Origin of the sequence: Flagellimonas myxillae, from assembly GCF_023502235.1 — a bacterium.
Classification (GTDB): domain Bacteria; phylum Bacteroidota; class Bacteroidia; order Flavobacteriales; family Flavobacteriaceae; genus Flagellimonas; species Flagellimonas myxillae.
This window is the reverse complement of record NZ_JAMFLY010000001.1, coordinates 181,608-198,125: the sequence shown is the minus strand read 5'-3', so window position 1 is coordinate 198,125 and position 16,518 is coordinate 181,608. Positions and strand designations below refer to the sequence as shown.

The following is a 16,518-nucleotide window of genomic DNA, read 5'->3' as shown; positions in this document are numbered from 1 at the left end:
TGGTTGGAAAAGTCACAATTCTTTTACCCCTAATATAGAACATAAACTGCTGCTACTCAATAAATCCTTTTTCACGCATCCAATCGTCGTTGAACATTTTGCCCACGTACCTGCTCCCATGATCGTGAAAGAGCACTACAACCACGTCATCCTTGGAAAAGTGTTCCGCCAATTGTAAGACACCTTTTACGGCCGCTCCTGCGGAATTTCCTAAAAACATCCCCTCTTCCTTGGCCAACCGTTGGGTATATACCGCCGCATCCTTGTCGGTCACTTTGGTAAAACCATCAATAATATCAAAATTGACATTTTTAGGTAGAATATCCTCACCAATGCCTTCTGTGATATAGGGATAAATCTCGTTCTCATCGAAAATCCCGGTTTCGTGGTATTTTTTAAATACAGAACCATAGGTGTCCACCCCCCAAACCTTAACGTTCGGATTTTGTTCCTTCAAATAGGTGCCTACCCCAGAAACCGTTCCCCCAGTTCCGACCCCTACAACAAAATGGGTCACTTTACCTTCGGTTTGCCTCCATATTTCGGGTCCGGTACTCAAGTAATGTGCCTTGGTGTTGCTTGGATTGTCGTATTGGTTCACATACCAGGAATTGGGAATTTCGGTGGATAAGCGACGAGCCGTGGAGTAATAACTTCGAGGGTCTTCGGGGGCCACATCGGTAGGGCACACATGAACCTCGCTTCCCATGGCTTTAAGGATATCCATTTTTTCTTTGGACTGCTTATCGCTGATCACGCAGATCATACGGTACCCTTTGACCACCGCCGCCAAAGCCAATCCCATTCCCGTATTGCCGGAAGTTCCTTCAATAATGGTCCCCCCAGGTTTTAGCAAGCCTTGTTTTTCGGCATCTTCCACCATTTGTAAAGCCATACGGTCCTTCACCGAATTCCCCGGATTAAAGGTTTCGTATTTGGCCAATACAAGGCAAGGCAGTTCAGCAGTAAGCGTATTGAGTTTTACCAGAGGAGTATTTCCAATGGTTTCCAAAATGTTGTTTGCATATTCCATAGTCGCTGCAAAGATAGCTATTCAATTTCCTGTGCTTGGTCTGTTTTTTTACAAATTGATTACAGGACGGGTGGGTGCTGGGTGCCTTAATAAATTGAAAGTGGAAAAGGAAAAATTGAAAACGATTACAACAGGAGCCTGGAATTTGGTGCTTGGTTATTGGTTATTGATCATTGATTATTGATCATTGATTGTTGATCATTTGACCTTTATTCAAATTTGATTGCTTTGACCGGACTTATTTTTGTAATGATGTAGGAAGGAACGAGTAGCATTAACAAGCACAACAACAAAACACCCAAGTTTAACGCAAGCACGGTAGGTATATCAATATGGACAGGGATGTATTCGATGTAATACTCTTCCGGATTTGGAAATTTGAACCAACGATATTTATCCTGAAGTATGAGTAGGCCCAATCCAAGGCCGTTCCCCCAAAGCAGTCCAATTCCAATGAGGTAGGCAGCATTGTACAAAAATACCTTGCGAATACTCCAATTTTCAGACCCCAGGGCCTTCAATACCCCTATCATCTGGGTGCGCTCCAAAATAAGGACCAACAAGGCCGTTATCATATTGATCCCACCAACGATGATCATGATCCCAATGATGAGAGCTATATTAAAATCAAAAAGGCCTATCCATTCAAAAATTCGGAAGTATTTGGATTTGATATTGATAGCATCCAAATTCGATGGGGTTTTTCCATAGATTTCATTGCTCTTTGCTTCAAGTTGATCAAAATCGTCTAGAAAAACCTCAAAATTTCCTATTTCATCCTCGCCCCATTTGTTCATGCGTTGAATATGTCTGATATCTACGAAAACGTAGGTGCTATCGAATTCCTCGAACCCACTATCGTAAACACCCACAATCTTAAAGCGTCTGTTGTTGGGTACCCTGGATGCATCCCCATCCTTCAGAAAAAAGGAAAAAAAGGTGTCGCCGACCCCCAATTGAAGGCGATTTGCCATCATTCTGGAGATAAGCACTTCCTCGTTCAGTTTTCCCGAATAATCCGGAATACGGCCATCAACCAAATACTCTGTGAATACATTCCAATTGTAATCGATACCCACCCCCTTGGCCAATATGCCTTCAAAGGTTTCCTCGGTTCGGATAATTCCCCCCTTGATGGCAACGGCTTGAATATGGTTTACCCCATCAACATCCTTGAATTCGGGATAAAACTCCTGCTCCAGCGAAACTGGCAAAACCGAAACCTCTGAGGTATTATTATCGTAGTTGGAAATTTGGATGTGCCCGTTAAAAGCGGATACCTTCTCCCTGATCTTATGCTTGAGCCCTACTCCAGTGGCAATCGCTATCAGCATCATTACGATACCAATGGCAATAGCCGCAATGGCAATTTTTATTATAGGAGCGGAAATGCTAATTTTATGCTCCTTCCCTGTGATCAGGCGTTTGGCAATAAACAATTCTAAATTCAACGAATGCCCATTTTATCTCATTTCAAAAGTACATTTTTCTTATTGGTTTTATTACTTTCTTCCTGTAAAGGACAGGATAATTCCAAAGCTTCAGATAGCGAAAAAACCGCCTTGGTTCCCGAAATCGTTGTTGGCGCCAATCGGACAGAAGCTTACCTTCCGCTCCTCAAGGGTAAAAAGGTGGCCATAGTGGCCAATCAGACCAGTGTGATCTATGAGGATACCGGGCATACCCATTTGGTAGATTCCCTACTTGTACATGCAGTGGATGTACGCGTGGTTTTTGCTCCAGAACATGGGTTTAGAGGCAAGGCGGATGCCGGGGAACTCGTCAAGGATGGCGTGGATACCAAAACTTCCCTACCTATAATCTCACTTTATGGAAAAAACAGAAAACCTTCCAAGGAACAACTGGCCGGAATCGATGTGGTGCTGTTCGACATTCAGGATGTGGGCGTTCGGTTTTATACCTACATAGCAACCATGCAACTGGTTATGGAAGCCTGCGCGGACCTGGGCGTCCCAATAATTGTTTTGGATCGTCCCAACCCTAATGGCCATTATGTTGATGGCCCTACCATGAAGGCCGAAAACACCGGGTTTTTGGGGATGACGACCATCCCACTGGTTTATGGGATGACCATCGGGGAATATGCCCGCATGATCAACGGCGAACTGTGGCTCGAGGGTGGCAACAAAGCGGCATTGACCGTTATTGAGTTGGAAAACTATACGCATAGGTCCAACTATCATTTACCCATACGACCATCTCCAAATTTGCCCAGCGACAGGGCCATAACCCTGTACCCTAGTTTGGGGTTGTTTGAGGGGACCTTTATCAATGCCGGACGTGGGACCGAATTCCAATTCCAAAGGTATGGGGCCTCTTTTCTGGATAGCACACAGTACGATTTTAGCTATGTTCCCCAACCGAATTTTGGGGCAAAACATCCCAAGGAGGAAAACAAAACCTGCTTTGGCAAAGATTTATCGGGATCAGAACGGATGCAAAGTGTTTCATTACAGTGGATATTGGATGCGTATAAAAACTGTGTGGACAAATCGAAATTCTTTAGAACCAGTTCCTTCACCAAACATGCGGGTACCGAGGTATTGCAGCAACAAATTGAAGCTGGCCTTACGGAATCAGAAATCAAGGCTACATGGCAAGCAGATCTGGATTCCTTCAAAAAAATACGCGCAAAGTACCTTATCTACGACTGATCTTCGGTAGTCGGCCTTCTGTATTTATGAAAGGGTTGCTTTAATAAGCCAACGATACTGCTGTTTTCCTTTTCGTCCGGAAAGGTATCTACCCCGTACACAATTTTATCTGTGTCCAAGTACATATAGGTTCCGAAAAGGCGATCCCAGATGGCAAATATGTTTCCATAATTGGAATCCGTGTAAGGTAACTTGTAATGGTGGTGCACTTTGTGCATATCCGGACTAATGATGACCCAACTGATGGCCTTGTCCAACTTCTCCGGCAATTGGATATTCGCGTGGTTGAATTGGGAAAGGACAACGGATAGACTTTGGTACAACATAATGATTCCGATAGGCGCCCCGACCAAAAATATCCCTGTCAAGGTAAAGATATACCTAATAAGGCTCTCCAAGGGATGGTGTCTATTGGCGGTTGTGGTATCGACATTGTGATCGGAATGATGCACCAAATGGACCATCCAAAGTGGTTTTACCTTGTGTTCCACCCAATGCGCGGCGTAGGCCCCGATAAGGTCCAAGAACAGCAACCCTAATATTACATACAACCAAAGCGGCACTTCGGGCAACCAATTGATTATCCCAAAATCATTGGCCACGGCCCAATCCGATGTCTTCAAAAACAGAAAGGCCAAGGGGAAATTCACGAGAATGGTCGTCAAGGTGAAAAAGAAATTTGGCACGGAATGTCTCCACTTTTTATAGGGCACACTAAACAAGGGGACAATGCCTTCCAAAATCCAGAAAAAAGTGATTCCCCCAACCAAAATCAGGCTTCGGTGCAATGCGGGGATGTTTTCAAAATAGTTGATAATCTGTTCCATGTTTTATATTGTAAAAATCGCTATAACTTCAGTTTTTGTTTCATTTCCTCCACGATGTTGAAAGCTGCTGGGCAAATAGCCACATTTTTTAAGGTGAGATTGCTTATTTGGTGGAATTTTTTCCGGTCGGTATGTGGGAACTCCCTGCAGGCCTTTGGTCTCACATCGTAAATGGAGCAATAATTATCAGCTCCTAAAAATGTACAGGGTACCTGTTGCAAAACATAATCGTCCTCTTCATCAACCCTTAAATATTGGGCTATAAATTGCGAAGGCTTTAGTCGAAAATGCTTGGCAATCCGCTCAACATCAGCATTGGTAAACAACGGACCCGTGGTCTTACAGCAATTGGCGCACTCCAAACAATCCGTTCTTTCAAACTCTTCCGTATGAAGTTCCTGCATTAAATAGTCCAGGTTTTTGGGCGGCTTTTTTTTCAACTTTCCGAAAAACTTTTTGTTTTCTGAATGCTTGTCCTTTGCTTTTTTGGGTAGTTGTTTCAGAACTTCTTCCATCAAGACAAACATAAAAAACTGTTTCGGTTTATCGCTTTATTTGTGATTAATGTGCCCCTATATGTGACGAATGTGCCATTTTTGCAAGAACAAATCGGACATGGAAGATATTTTTGGCAAAGCACTTTTGGATTATCAGGCCGGAAAGTATTCGGAGGATATTAAAACCTATTCATCTTTGGATGAAGAGGATTGCATTCCCCTGCCCTATCTATTTCGCGATTATAAAACCATGCCCTACTTGGAGCAAAAGGCATTGGAGTTGTGCAAAGGCAAGGTTTTGGATATTGGAAGTGGCGCTGGAAACCATTCGATTCATTTGCAAAATAAAGGGTTTGATGTTACCGCCCTGGATGCTTCCCCAGGCGCAATTGAAGTCTGTAAAATTAGAGGTGTGGACTGCACCGTTCAATCCACAATTTTAGACTATACCGGGGCACAATTCGACACCTTGTTACTGCTCATGAACGGAATTGGTCTTGCAGGTAAACTGCAAAGTCTGGGTTCATTCTTAAAGCACCTTTCGGCCTTGTTACGCCCAAACGGACAAATTTTGTTGGATTCCAGTGATATCATTTACATGTTCGAACAAGATGATGACGGGGGCTACTGGATTCCAGACAATGGCGTATATTACGGAGAGGTAACCTTCACCATGGAATACAAGGGCGCTAAAGGGCGACCATTTCCCTGGCTTTATCTGGATTTCAACACACTACAAAACGCATGTTTGGCCAATAATCTACAATGTGAACTTGTAAGTGAGGGAAATCATTACGACTATTTAGCAAAACTTTTGCCGCAACAATAATAGAAGTTGCTGTTCAGCGTTCTATGTAAATACAACATTTTGGTATGAAAAAGAAAATTGCTTTTTACGCATTGCTCGGCTTGGTTGTTGTACTAAGTTGCTCAAAAGATTCTGATGATTCTCCACCCTCGAACGGCAACGTTGATAAAACGGCCAATTTACAAGTAACCGGTTCATCGGCCAACGATATCCTTTCCAATACCAATTTTGATAAGCTGGTATTTGAGATTGTTTATGTGGACGGGTTTAGGCCCACCACCACTGCAATCACTAATTTTGAAACCTTTATTAGGGAAAGGACTTTTAAAACCGATATTGAGTTTTCTTATCGAAGTCTCGCTTCTCCTAATGAAGAATCATTGACCACGGAAGAAGTAGACGATATAGAGCAAGAAAATAGAACGGCCTACAACGACGGTACCACATTGGCTGTATATATCTATTTTGCAGATGCTCCTTCTGACGGTGATGATTTGGACGAGGGGTTGGTAACCCTAGGTGCCGTATATAGAAACACTTCCATGGTCATATATGAATCCACGATCAGGGATTTGGCCAGTAGAAGTAACATAATTAGCGTGAGCGATGTGGAAAGTTCCACTTTGAACCATGAATTTGCCCACCTTATGGGCTTGGTGGATTTAGGTACCGAGCTCGTGAATGATCACGAAGACCCTGAGGCCGAAAACCACTGTAACGTTTCTGGATGTTTAATGAGAGCGGAACTTCAATTTGGGGGACCAACCATGAAACTTCTGGAAAAAAATGTATCTAAAGGCGCTGCCGTGATACCCGTGCTGGACGATGAATGTATTCTAGATCTTCAAAACAACGGGGGAAGATAATAGAAGCAAGACTTCAGACATTAGACTATAGACTTTAGACTATAGACTGTAGACTGTAGACTGTAGACTGTAGACTGTAGACTGTAGACTGTAGACTGTAGACTGTAGACTGTAGACTGTAGACTGTAGACTGTAGACTGTAGACTGTAGACTGTAGACTTAAGGAATATTCAAATATTTATGGGTTTGGAGAGATACCTTCCACTTAGGATTTTCCATAACATAATCCACAATCAAAGGAACCATTTTATCCCTTACGCTCCATTCGGGCTGTAGATATAATATACAATTGGGTCCTACCTTCGCTGCTTGTTCCTCTGCAAATACAAAATCGTGCTTATTGTAAACGATCACCTTAAGTTCATTGGCCAAAGGATAAATTTCAGCAACAGGTAATTTGTTCTTTTTAGGCGAGAGGCAAATCCAATCCCAGGCACCAGATAATGGATAGGCTCCAGAGGTCTCAATATGGGTCTGTAGGTTTTTTGCCTTAAGGCCCGTGGTCAAGGGGCCCATATCCCATGTCAGGGGTTCCCCCCCGGTAACTACAATCGTATCGGAATATTTGGCCGCATTTTCCGCAATGCTCCCAATATCCGTTGGTGGATGGGTCCCAGCATTCCAGCTTTCCTTAACATCGCACCAGTGACAACCGACATCGCAGCCTCCAACCCGGATAAAATAGGCCGCAGAACCCTTATGGTATCCCTCACCCTGAATGGTATAGAATTCCTCCATCAAGGGAAGCATTTTCCCTTCATCCACCATGCGCATAACCTCTTCTGAAACCATTCCGCAAAGATACGGTGGAAGGTTGGATTACTCCACAGACCTACATATTTCTTTATTTTTCCCGTTTCAGTTTTGCCTAAAATTACCCTATTTTTATCCGAAATAGAATTCCATGAGCATCAAGGAAAAATTCTTCGAACATATTGAGAAAGGATACACCACCAAGGGAGATTACATAACCATGGGGGCCGGAATGTTGGATGGGGAAGCCGTAACCAATGCCTTTATAAAAATCCCATTAAAAACCCTTAATCGCCACGGTCTGATCGCCGGGGCTACGGGAACGGGAAAAACAAAGACGCTACAGGTGATTTCAGAAAACCTGTCAGATAAGGGAATCCCAGTATTGCTCATGGACCTTAAAGGGGATTTGAGCGGAATTGCCCAGCCAAGCCCAGGGCATCCCAAAATTGATGAACGTCACGAAAAAATTGGCCTTCCCTTTGAACCTAATGGCTTTCCTGTTGAGATTATGTCACTCTCCGAACAAAATGGAGTACGGCTAAGGGCCACGGTTTCCGAATTTGGCCCTGTTTTGCTGAGTAGAATCCTGGACCTGACAGTTACCCAGGAAGGCATTGTGGCCGTAGTATTCAAATATTGTGATGACAATAAATTACCGCTTTTAGACCTTAAGGATTTCAAAAAGGTATTGCAATATGCCACTGGTGAGGGCAAAAAGGAATTTCAATCCGCATATGGACGCATTTCTACCAGTTCCACAGGAACAATTCTAAGAAAGATCATAGAGTTGGAACAACAAGGGGCCGAGCTCTTTTTTGGGGAAAAGTCCTTTGACGTGGAAGATTTGGTCCGTATAGATGAAAACGGCCGGGGTTATATCAATATAATTCGGTTGACCGATATTCAGGATCGACCCAAACTGTTTTCCACGTTTATGTTGAGCTTGTTGGCGGAAATTTATGCCACTTTTCCCGAACAAGGAGATAGTGACCGACCAGAGCTAATTCTTTTTATAGACGAAGCCCATTTAATTTTCAAGGAGGCCTCAAAAGCCCTGCTGGAGCAGATAGAAAGCATCGTAAAACTCATCCGTTCCAAGGGTATTGGGCTTTATTTTGTTACGCAAAACCCGACCGATGTCCCTGATGATGTGCTTGCGCAGTTAGGTCTTAAAGTGCAACATGCCCTACGGGCATTTACCGCCAAGGATCGAAAGGCCATCAAACTGACCGCTGAAAACTATCCGCTATCCGAATTTTATGACACCAAAGAGGTGCTGACCTCCCTTGGAATTGGCGAGGCCCTCATCTCCGCATTGGATGAAAAAGGAAGACCCACTCCCCTCGCAGCCACTCTGTTAAGGGCGCCCATGAGCCGTATGGACGTGCTTACGGATGCTGAGCTCAAAGAAGCCATTGGCAAATCCAAATTGATAAAGAAATACAACGAGGATATAGATCGGGAAAGTGCTTACGAAATCCTCAATGAAAAAATTGAAAAGGCTCAAAAAGAAGCCGAAAAGGAAGAAGAAAAAAGACAAAAAACCTCAACATCAAGAAGAACTTCTTCCAGAAGAAGTACCCGAATGAACCCAGTAGTAAAAGTACTTACCAGCGCCACTTTTATCCGAGGGGTGTTGGGCGTGCTAAAAAAGGTTATTCGATAACGATGTTAGATGTTAGATGTTAGATGTTAGATGTTAGATGTTAGAAAGATGATAAGAACGAAATTGAGTATAGGAATATTGGGTTTAGTGCTCTTGGGTTGCGCTGAAAAGGACACCACCTTTTTGATCTCCGAAGACAGTGTAGGTCCCTTGACAAAGACAACGCCTGTTGAAGAATTGCGTACAATTTTTGCCCAGGATTCGGTGGTCCAGGATACCTCCAAGATCACTATGGGATCAAAGGCGGAAAAAATTAAGATCTACGAGAAAGGGGGGAAACACCTATTGACCCTCACCCCCAACGCCGATAGTATCCCGACCATAGGGAACGTCCGGATTTTTGATACGCGATACCTTTCAGAACGGGGAATTGGATTAAACAGTACTTTTCAGGATATCCAGAACAATTATGGGATTAAAAAGATTGTGACCACCCTGAACAGCATTGTAATATTCCCCAAAAACAGCAACTTGTACTTCACAATCGACAAGGAAGAACTCCCATCGAATCTTCGATACTCGGCAACGACCATCGAAGCCGTGCAAATCCCGAATACGGCCAAGGTGAAATATCTTATGTTGGGATGGGAGTAGGTTCCACTACATACCACCTTGATGAAAATTAGGGAAATACTTGAAGACACCGACCATCGCCCGTGGGCACTCCCAACGGAAAGTTGGAAGTTCTACCAAGAGTGGAACAAGGTAGTTTTCCTTCATTGGGCTGTGGACTTTGAAATTTTGAAGCAATTTGTCCCTGCAAATTTGGAATTGGAACTGTTTGAAGGGAAGCCTTGGGTTTCGGTAGTCATTTTTAGAATGGAACAGATTCGTCCAAAAACATTGCCGTCCTTTCCTCCTATTTCCAATTTCCATGAGGTCAATATTCGGACGTACGCGAAACACGGGAACAAAACTGGGGTGTACTTCCTGAGCATCGAAGGAGGCAATCCTGTTTCTTGCCTTGTCGCCAGGAAAATGTCGCAACTGCCTTACCGATTTTCTCAAATGCAAAGGGATCATACCCATTTTAGCTCATACAACCGTGAATTCCAAGATCAGCTTGCAATTTCATATCAGGTAGGTAAAGCAATAACAACGAAAACAGCATTAGATCTCTGGCTCACCGAGCGGTACGCCTTATTTCAAGATTTCGGGCAACACTTAAACGCATTTGAAATCCATCATGTGGAATGGCCGGTGTATGAGTTACATCCAGACGAACTTACCATCCAATACCCAAGATTTAGCGCTCTTTTTAGCTTTCAACCAGATCTAGTGCACTATTCTCCAGGGGTTCAGGTGGTGGCCTGGGACAAAAAAACAACGCATAACTTCTGCTAAGGTCCGACTGGACAGTCTGATGCAACAGACGTTAATAATTTCCTAAAACAAGGTGAAGCTCAACGGCAATTGGGTAATTTGAAAGAACAAAACCCAACCCAATGAAAATAAGAATCCTCTTTCCAATCTTGTTTTTACCCTTTTTCCTTCTTGCACAATACAACTACGAACCTTCATTGGAACATCCATTTGGTTTACCGAATCCAAAGGCTCCAAAGGAATTGATGGATTTCGCCCCCATGATCGGGGAGTGCAATTGTAAATCGGAGACCCGAAAAGCGGATCAGACCTGGGCAGAACCAGTTGACATGGTCTGGCGTTTCAAGTACATCATGAACGGGATGGCCATTCAGGACGAAACCATGAAAGAGGACGAAACCTACTCGGGGAGCATTCGCCAGTTTATCCCGGACAGCACACGTTGGTACGTGCATTACTATAGCACCAGGGCTCCCTCAACCGTACTTCCTGTTTGGGAGGGAAGCAAAACCGAGGAGGGAAAAATCGTTCTTTATAGGGAACAAAAGGCCCCCAATGGAATGGATGGCTTCTATCGACTGTCCTTTTACGACATCAACGACAAAGGCTTTAAATGGGTTGGTGAATGGGTCGACAAAACAGAATCCGTGGTTTTCCCCACTTGGAAAATTGATTGTTCCAACGGAAAAATCAACAATGGTGATGCAAATGAAAAAAAATTGATCAGGGAGGCCTCGAAAAAGTTTTCCAAAGCCTATATGGCACAGGATTTCGATGCCATGGCCATGCTCTATACGGAAAATGCCAAATTGATGCCCTTGGGAACCCCTATCGTAGAAGGTAGAGAGGCTATCAAATCGAGATGGATCTCGGGTAAGGACACCAAAATTTTAAGCCACAGTATGGATGCTTCGGAAATTAATATTATGGGAAATCATGCTTACGACTATGGCTATTACAAAGGAACCAGCCAAAAAGGAAACAATCCAGTTTCTGAATGGAAGGGAAAGTATGTTGTGGTTTGGAAAAAGGAGGATGGAGGATGGAAAATGTACATCGATATCTGGAACCGACTTGTAGATTAAAGCAAGCCATATTTTTCCCTATTGGCCAATACTTTTGGGCTGTTGGTCTGCATCCATTCCGCTAGTTCCAGTAATTTTTCTACATAGGACTGTCCAAAATCGGTAAGACTATACTCCACCCTGATAGGTACCTCGGCAAAGGCTTTTCTTTGGATATAGCCATCTGCTTCCAAAACCTTCAACCGCTGGCTCAGCACTTTGTTGGAGATTCCGTACACGAACTTTTTGAGTTTATTGAACCTCAATACAGGAAAATAGCCCAACCAAAGTATGATCAAGGCACTCCATTGGTCAGATGCCACGGACATCACATCCCTGACAGGGCACAGTTCGGGTGGGTTTTTATAGTCGATATGCCCAAACATTTTTTCCAACTTTTTTGCTGTTCTAACTTTCTGATTTTCAGTAACAGTATCCCTTTCCATACTTAGTTGTGTTCCAGTGACTTCATTGTCCTTCCAAATGGAATGTTTAATTTTAGTTTCAAATTTAGAGTAAGTTACAAAAAGTAACCGAATGAAAAAACTAATCGCCCAAATGGTTCCCTTGGCCTACGGCCAATTTTTCAATCTTTCTTCCCTTTTAGCTCCTAAACGTACGGCCCACATGGCTTTCAATGTGTTTTGTACCATAAGAAAGGGAAAAGTGTTGCCACAGCAAAAGCAGTATTTGGATCAGGCCAAACTGGCCATGGAGTCTGTTGCAGGGCACCAAATTCAATCCTACCTTTGGCCGGGAAGCAGGGAAACTGTCCTTTTAGTACATGGGTGGGAGAGCAATACATTTAGGTGGCGGAACCTCATCCAAAAACTTAAGGAAGCCCAGTATAATATCATCGCCTTCGATGCTCCCTCTCACGGATATTCCTCGGGCAAGTTGCTTTATGCACCACTGTACGAACAAGTTTTGCACTTCATGGTTAAAAAACACGACCCCAAATACCTTGTCGGTCATTCCATGGGCGGGCTAACACTGCTTTACAACGAGTACCAAAATCCAAATCCAGGGGTTGAGAAAATGGTGGTCATTGGGGCTCCTTCAGAATTTTATGAAATTATGGACCAGTATCAGAACGTGGTTAAGTTCAGTGACCGGTTTATGGGCATTCTGGACAGCTATATCCACGATCGATTTGGATTCCATATCCGTGAATTCTCTACCTCAAAATTTGCTAAGACCAATACAAAAAAGGGACTCTTATTTCATGATAAATTTGACATGGTCGCGCCATACCATGCTTCGGAGCAGGTCCATGCCTCTTGGAAGGGGAGCAAGTTGGTCACTACTGAAGGGCTGGGACATTCCATGCACCAGGAAGAGATCAATAACACCATCATTAAATTTCTGGAGGCTTAAACGAAATCTAAAGCAAAAAAAAACTGGGCATCAAAGACACCCAGGGTTCTATTTTTCAAATCAAAGTTCTTCTTTTAGAAGTCCCTGTACTTTCCTTCCAAATATTGATTGGCTTCCTCTTCGGCAAACTTGGCCTTTTCACTGTCCCAATGCAGGGTCTGGTTAGGGAAACGTCCAGCTATAACGCCCAACAGAATGGTTTCGGTTAAACGGGCTGCATATTCAAAAGGCGCTGTACATTTATCCTTGCCCAGACAAGCATCGATAAATTGGTGATAGTGCTTTGGGCCTTCACTTGCATAGTTTCTAACCGGCTCACCTATATTTTGCTTGGCAATTTCCTTGGAAATGTCCACATATTTACCTCGTACAATTTTTCTAGGCAACTGCATAAAATGAGGTAGCAGCAAACGTCCCTTTGTTCCTACGAACATGGCGCCTTGTTCTGGCAACTCGCCTTCACCGGCAACACCTGCATCCAAGGAAATGTCGGTTTTGGTAGTGTTCTTTTTGGTCTTTGATCCATTCTTGGCACCCGGAAGCACCAAATCTTCATGGGCTGGAGGCATTCCTGGGCCATCATACCAAATCCACTTTAAGCTTTTACCGGTGTATTCGGTCCCTGGAAATTCGTAGGTAACGGTATTGTTTTCTGGATATCCATATCCATTCGGTTCGCGACATTCATTTTTAATGGTTCTTGGAACATCCAAGTTCAAGGCGTTGTAAGGTGTATCAAAGATATGAACACCCATATCGCCCAAAGTACCACAGCCGTAATCCATTAATTTTCTCCAGTTTCCTGGGTGGTAGTATCCTTCCTTGTAAGGACGCTCCGCGGAAGTACCCAACCAAAGGTTCCAGTCCAATTGTGCTGGTACTGGGTCTTCTCCTTCCGGTTCTGCGCCATTGTAGCCCCAAGATTTTGGACTCCAAGCATGAACCGTATGCACTTTTCCAATAATTCCATCCTGTATCAACAAAGTGGCCAATTTATAATCGTAGAAGGAATGCACCTGTATTCCCATTTGGGTAACCAGGCCTTTATCTTCAGCCATTTTCTTCATGGCCCTGGATTCAGAAACATAGTGGGTCAAAGGTTTTTGGCAATACACATGTTTGTCCTTTTGCATGGCGAGTATGGAGGCAGGAGCATGGGTATGGTCTGGTGTGGATACGATCACAGCATCAATCTCATCGGCCATTTCTTCCAACATTACGCGGTAGTCAAAAAACACACGGGCTTTGGAGTGTTGTTTTCGCGCCTTGGATAGATTGATTGCGTCCACATCGCAAAGTGCCACCACATCAACTTGCGGATGTGATGAAATATCGTTGAGGTCCGCAGCTCCCATATTGGCCACTCCAATATGTGCTGTCCTTATTCTGCCTTCCGGCTTTATTGTCCTTAGCTTTTCATGGGCGCTAAGAACTGAAGGTGCGGCCAACAAACCGAGGGCACCCACCCCACTTTTCTTTAAAAAATCCCTCCTATCTTGATTGGAAATCTTCTTGCTCATACTAAATGTTCTAAATTATTTTCTATGGTAACTCTTTGATTTTAATATTTCTAAAATGGACAACATCGCCATGTCCTAAAAACCCAATATGGCCCTTACTTCTCTGAAGCCCGGGATGTTCCTTTTTATCCAAGGTGCCATTTTTACTGGCTTCCTGAAAATCTCCCTCCAATATAAGGTTCCCATTCAATTCAACAGTAATTTTGGAACCCTCCACCGTAACTGTTTGGGAATTCCATTCTCCCATCGGTTTCTGGAAACCCCGTTTAGCGGGTATGATCCCATAAACCGAGCCATGGTATTGATAGGGCTTTAAAGAGGCGTATTTTGCTGCTGTATTGTCCAAAATTTGCAACTCTTTCCCAACATAGGCCACATCACCTTCCAAGGGCGCATGAATGCCCAATCCATTGTTGGCACCAGGGGTCAACTGAAACTCAAACTTCAGGATAAAGTTGCTGTACTCCTCCACCGTAAAGAGGTTACCTCCGCTTCCCCCACCATTGGGATCAACAATTATCTGGCCATTTTCGGCGCGATAGGATTTTTTGTTTCCAACCCAGCCGTCCAAATTTTTGCCATTAAAAAGGGAGACAAACCCGGTATTAGATGTAACCGCCCTTTGTCCGCCACAAGAAACGATAATCAACGACAAGCCAACCAACGTGACTATAGCAAGTCCAATATTTTTTACTACAGCTCCTATAGCTTCTTAATTTTAATGTTTTTGAACCAGATGGGGCTCGAGTGATCCTGCAACGCTATATAGCCCTTTTTGTATTTTCCGTAATCGGGGGCTTCATCCCATTTTCCCGAGTTTTTCTTTGTATTCCAATCCTCGGACCACGGCACAAATTCCAACAGTTTTTTTCTGTTAAGCCAGTGCTCCACTTTTTCTGGTGTGAAAACGATTTTTGAGGAATTCCATTCCCCGACTGGATTCAAATGTTTTTGCGTATCATCGGCAACATGCATGGCATAGTCGGCACCCGTTTTCTGCCAGTCTTGTAGTAGTTCTGGATGTTCGGCACCGAATTGGGAATTATACCCCGTTAAATCGTGGATTTTGGCATAATTTTCATCATCGATGAGCTGGTATTCCGGGGATACAACTGGCGGTCCGCTATAGCCTTCCTTTACATGGTAGAAGATTCCACTATTGCCTCCTGCAGGGATTTTCCATTCCAGATAAAGTTCAAAATTGTCAAACTCTTCCTCGCCATAAATAATGTCCTTACCTCCCTTATAATCCTGTTCTAGACCGAGTTCCGTATCAAACGTCAACGTACCATCTTTAATGGTCCAACCTGGGGGCATGCTTTCTCCATTATAGGCTCTCCACCCATCCATACTGGTGCCATCGAATAGATATATCCATTCGTTGGATGCTTGATTTACTTCTTTTCCAGCATCAGCTGTTTGTACTGACTTGCAGGCACCAATGGCCAAAAACGATATAAGAATCGCTATTTTCTTCATTTCTTATTTGTTATTCAATGGGTTATAATGATAGTCACTAAAGGTAACTACATTTATTTTTAGCTTAAACTTTTTTATACCACCAACACAACTTGAACCACGAATGTTATTTTATGAGGAATTATCTGTAGTTGAACCAAAATTACACCGGCTCAATTTGCAAGGTTGGCCGTCACGGTTTACTTTTATTACCTATGCAGAATGTAACACCTTTCCATGTGGCCATTCCGGTTCAAAATCTCGAGGATTGCCGGATATTTTATAGAGAGATTCTGGGGTGCAAAGAAGGAAGAAGCAGTGATCACTGGGTCGACTTTGATTTGTTTGGCCACCAATTGGTCATTCACTACAAGCCAAAATCTGAAGAAGTACTGCATACCAATCCCGTGGATGGCAAAAATGTACCCGTTCCCCATTATGGGGTGGTTTTGCCATGGAAAGTCTTTCAAGAATTTTCCAACACCCTAAAATCGAAAGGAGTGGATTTCATTATTGAACCTTACATTCGTTTTGAGGGCGAAATCGGAGAGCAGGCCACGATGTTTTTTTTGGACCCGGCCGGAAACGCCCTTGAGTTCAAAGCTTTTAAGGACATCTCTCAACTTTTTGCAAAATAACCAAAACCCA

General features: G+C 43.5%; 18 protein-coding genes. 9 read left to right on the top strand and 9 right to left on the bottom strand.

What is annotated here, in order from left to right:
- Positions 1–52: 52 nt before the first annotated feature.
- Both M3P07_RS00965 and M3P07_RS00960 read right to left on the bottom strand, forming a co-directional pair.
- On the bottom strand, positions 53–1,033 hold the full coding sequence (locus tag M3P07_RS00965; protein ID WP_249968021.1) for a PLP-dependent cysteine synthase family protein: 981 nt from the start codon (positions 1,031–1,033) through the stop codon (positions 53–55).
- 209 nt (positions 1,034–1,242) lie between these two features.
- Positions 1,243–2,484 (bottom strand): ABC transporter permease, encoded by a 1,242-nt coding sequence (locus tag M3P07_RS00960; RefSeq protein WP_249968020.1) that lies wholly within the window; start codon positions 2,482–2,484, stop codon positions 1,243–1,245.
- Between the two features lie 3 nt (positions 2,485–2,487).
- Between M3P07_RS00960 and M3P07_RS00955 the strand changes: the two genes are divergently transcribed.
- Positions 2,488–3,708, top strand: coding sequence for an exo-beta-N-acetylmuramidase NamZ family protein (locus M3P07_RS00955; RefSeq protein WP_249968019.1), 1,221 nt, complete (start codon positions 2,488–2,490; stop codon positions 3,706–3,708).
- On the opposite strand, the gene M3P07_RS00950 is transcribed toward M3P07_RS00955, so the two are convergent.
- Positions 3,699–4,535, bottom strand: coding sequence for a sterol desaturase family protein (locus tag M3P07_RS00950; protein WP_249968018.1), 837 nt, complete (start codon positions 4,533–4,535; stop codon positions 3,699–3,701). The two genes, M3P07_RS00955 and M3P07_RS00950, sit on opposite strands and share 10 nt — an antisense overlap.
- Positions 4,536–4,555: 20 nt before the next feature.
- Positions 4,556–5,050 (bottom strand): YkgJ family cysteine cluster protein, encoded by a 495-nt coding sequence (locus M3P07_RS00945; RefSeq protein WP_249968017.1) that lies wholly within the window; start codon positions 5,048–5,050, stop codon positions 4,556–4,558.
- A gap of 100 nt (positions 5,051–5,150) precedes the next feature.
- On the opposite strand from M3P07_RS00945, the gene M3P07_RS00940 reads away from it, so the two are divergent.
- Together M3P07_RS00940 and M3P07_RS00935 are read left to right on the top strand one after the other, a co-directional pair.
- Positions 5,151–5,861 (top strand): class I SAM-dependent methyltransferase, encoded by a 711-nt coding sequence (locus tag M3P07_RS00940; protein ID WP_249968016.1) that lies wholly within the window; start codon positions 5,151–5,153, stop codon positions 5,859–5,861.
- Between the two features lie 44 nt (positions 5,862–5,905).
- Positions 5,906–6,706, top strand: coding sequence for a hypothetical protein (locus M3P07_RS00935; protein WP_249968015.1), 801 nt, complete (start codon positions 5,906–5,908; stop codon positions 6,704–6,706).
- Between the two features lie 159 nt (positions 6,707–6,865).
- Here M3P07_RS00935 and M3P07_RS00930 read toward each other — a convergent pair whose 3' ends face one another.
- The gene (locus M3P07_RS00930; RefSeq protein WP_249968014.1) at positions 6,866–7,498 is read right to left on the bottom strand and encodes a 7-carboxy-7-deazaguanine synthase QueE; all 633 of its coding nucleotides are present in this window, start codon (positions 7,496–7,498) and stop codon (positions 6,866–6,868) included.
- A 112-nt stretch (positions 7,499–7,610) separates the two neighbouring features.
- Between M3P07_RS00930 and M3P07_RS00925 the strand changes: the two genes are divergently transcribed.
- The 4 genes from M3P07_RS00925 to M3P07_RS00910 all read left to right on the top strand — a co-directional run bounded on the left by M3P07_RS00925 (position 7,611) and on the right by M3P07_RS00910 (position 11,536).
- Positions 7,611–9,128, top strand: a complete 1,518-nt coding sequence (locus M3P07_RS00925; protein ID WP_249968013.1) for a helicase HerA-like domain-containing protein — start codon at positions 7,611–7,613, stop codon at positions 9,126–9,128.
- 48 nt (positions 9,129–9,176) lie between these two features.
- Complete coding sequence (locus M3P07_RS00920) at positions 9,177–9,722, top strand: hypothetical protein (protein ID WP_249968012.1); 546 nt, start codon at positions 9,177–9,179, stop codon at positions 9,720–9,722.
- 21 nt (positions 9,723–9,743) lie between these two features.
- On the top strand, positions 9,744–10,472 hold the full coding sequence (locus tag M3P07_RS00915) for a YqjF family protein (protein WP_249968011.1): 729 nt from the start codon (positions 9,744–9,746) through the stop codon (positions 10,470–10,472).
- Positions 10,473–10,573: 101 nt separating this feature from the next.
- A complete protein-coding gene (locus M3P07_RS00910; protein ID WP_249968010.1) occupies positions 10,574–11,536 on the top strand; it encodes a YybH family protein in 963 nt (320 codons plus the stop codon).
- On the opposite strand, the gene M3P07_RS00905 is transcribed toward M3P07_RS00910, so the two are convergent.
- Complete coding sequence (locus M3P07_RS00905) at positions 11,533–11,961, bottom strand: winged helix-turn-helix transcriptional regulator (protein WP_249968009.1); 429 nt, start codon at positions 11,959–11,961, stop codon at positions 11,533–11,535. The genes M3P07_RS00910 and M3P07_RS00905 overlap by 4 nt on opposite strands.
- Before the next feature lie 91 nt (positions 11,962–12,052).
- Here M3P07_RS00905 and M3P07_RS00900 point away from each other — a divergent pair, with 91 nt between their 5' ends.
- Positions 12,053–12,892, top strand: coding sequence for an alpha/beta fold hydrolase (locus M3P07_RS00900; protein WP_249968008.1), 840 nt, complete (start codon positions 12,053–12,055; stop codon positions 12,890–12,892).
- Positions 12,893–12,966: 74 nt separating this feature from the next.
- Here the strand turns inward: M3P07_RS00900 and M3P07_RS00895 are convergent, their stop codons facing one another.
- Genes M3P07_RS00895 through M3P07_RS00885 form a run of 3 tightly spaced genes read right to left on the bottom strand, consistent with a single transcriptional unit; the run spans position 12,967 to position 15,891 of the window.
- Positions 12,967–14,412 carry a Gfo/Idh/MocA family protein gene (locus M3P07_RS00895; protein ID WP_249968007.1) on the bottom strand — a complete coding sequence of 482 codons (1,446 nt, stop codon included), beginning with the start codon at positions 14,410–14,412 and terminating at the stop codon, positions 12,967–12,969.
- Positions 14,413–14,434: 22 nt separating this feature from the next.
- Positions 14,435–15,067, bottom strand: a complete 633-nt coding sequence (locus M3P07_RS00890; RefSeq protein WP_249968006.1) for a 3-keto-disaccharide hydrolase — start codon at positions 15,065–15,067, stop codon at positions 14,435–14,437.
- A gap of 47 nt (positions 15,068–15,114) precedes the next feature.
- Entirely contained in the window at positions 15,115–15,891 is a 777-nt protein-coding gene (locus M3P07_RS00885) for a 3-keto-disaccharide hydrolase (RefSeq protein WP_249968005.1), read from the bottom strand.
- 194 nt (positions 15,892–16,085) lie between these two features.
- Here M3P07_RS00885 and M3P07_RS00880 point away from each other — a divergent pair, with 194 nt between their 5' ends.
- Positions 16,086–16,508 (top strand): VOC family protein, encoded by a 423-nt coding sequence (locus M3P07_RS00880; protein ID WP_249968004.1) that lies wholly within the window; start codon positions 16,086–16,088, stop codon positions 16,506–16,508.
- Positions 16,509–16,518 lie beyond the last annotated feature (10 nt).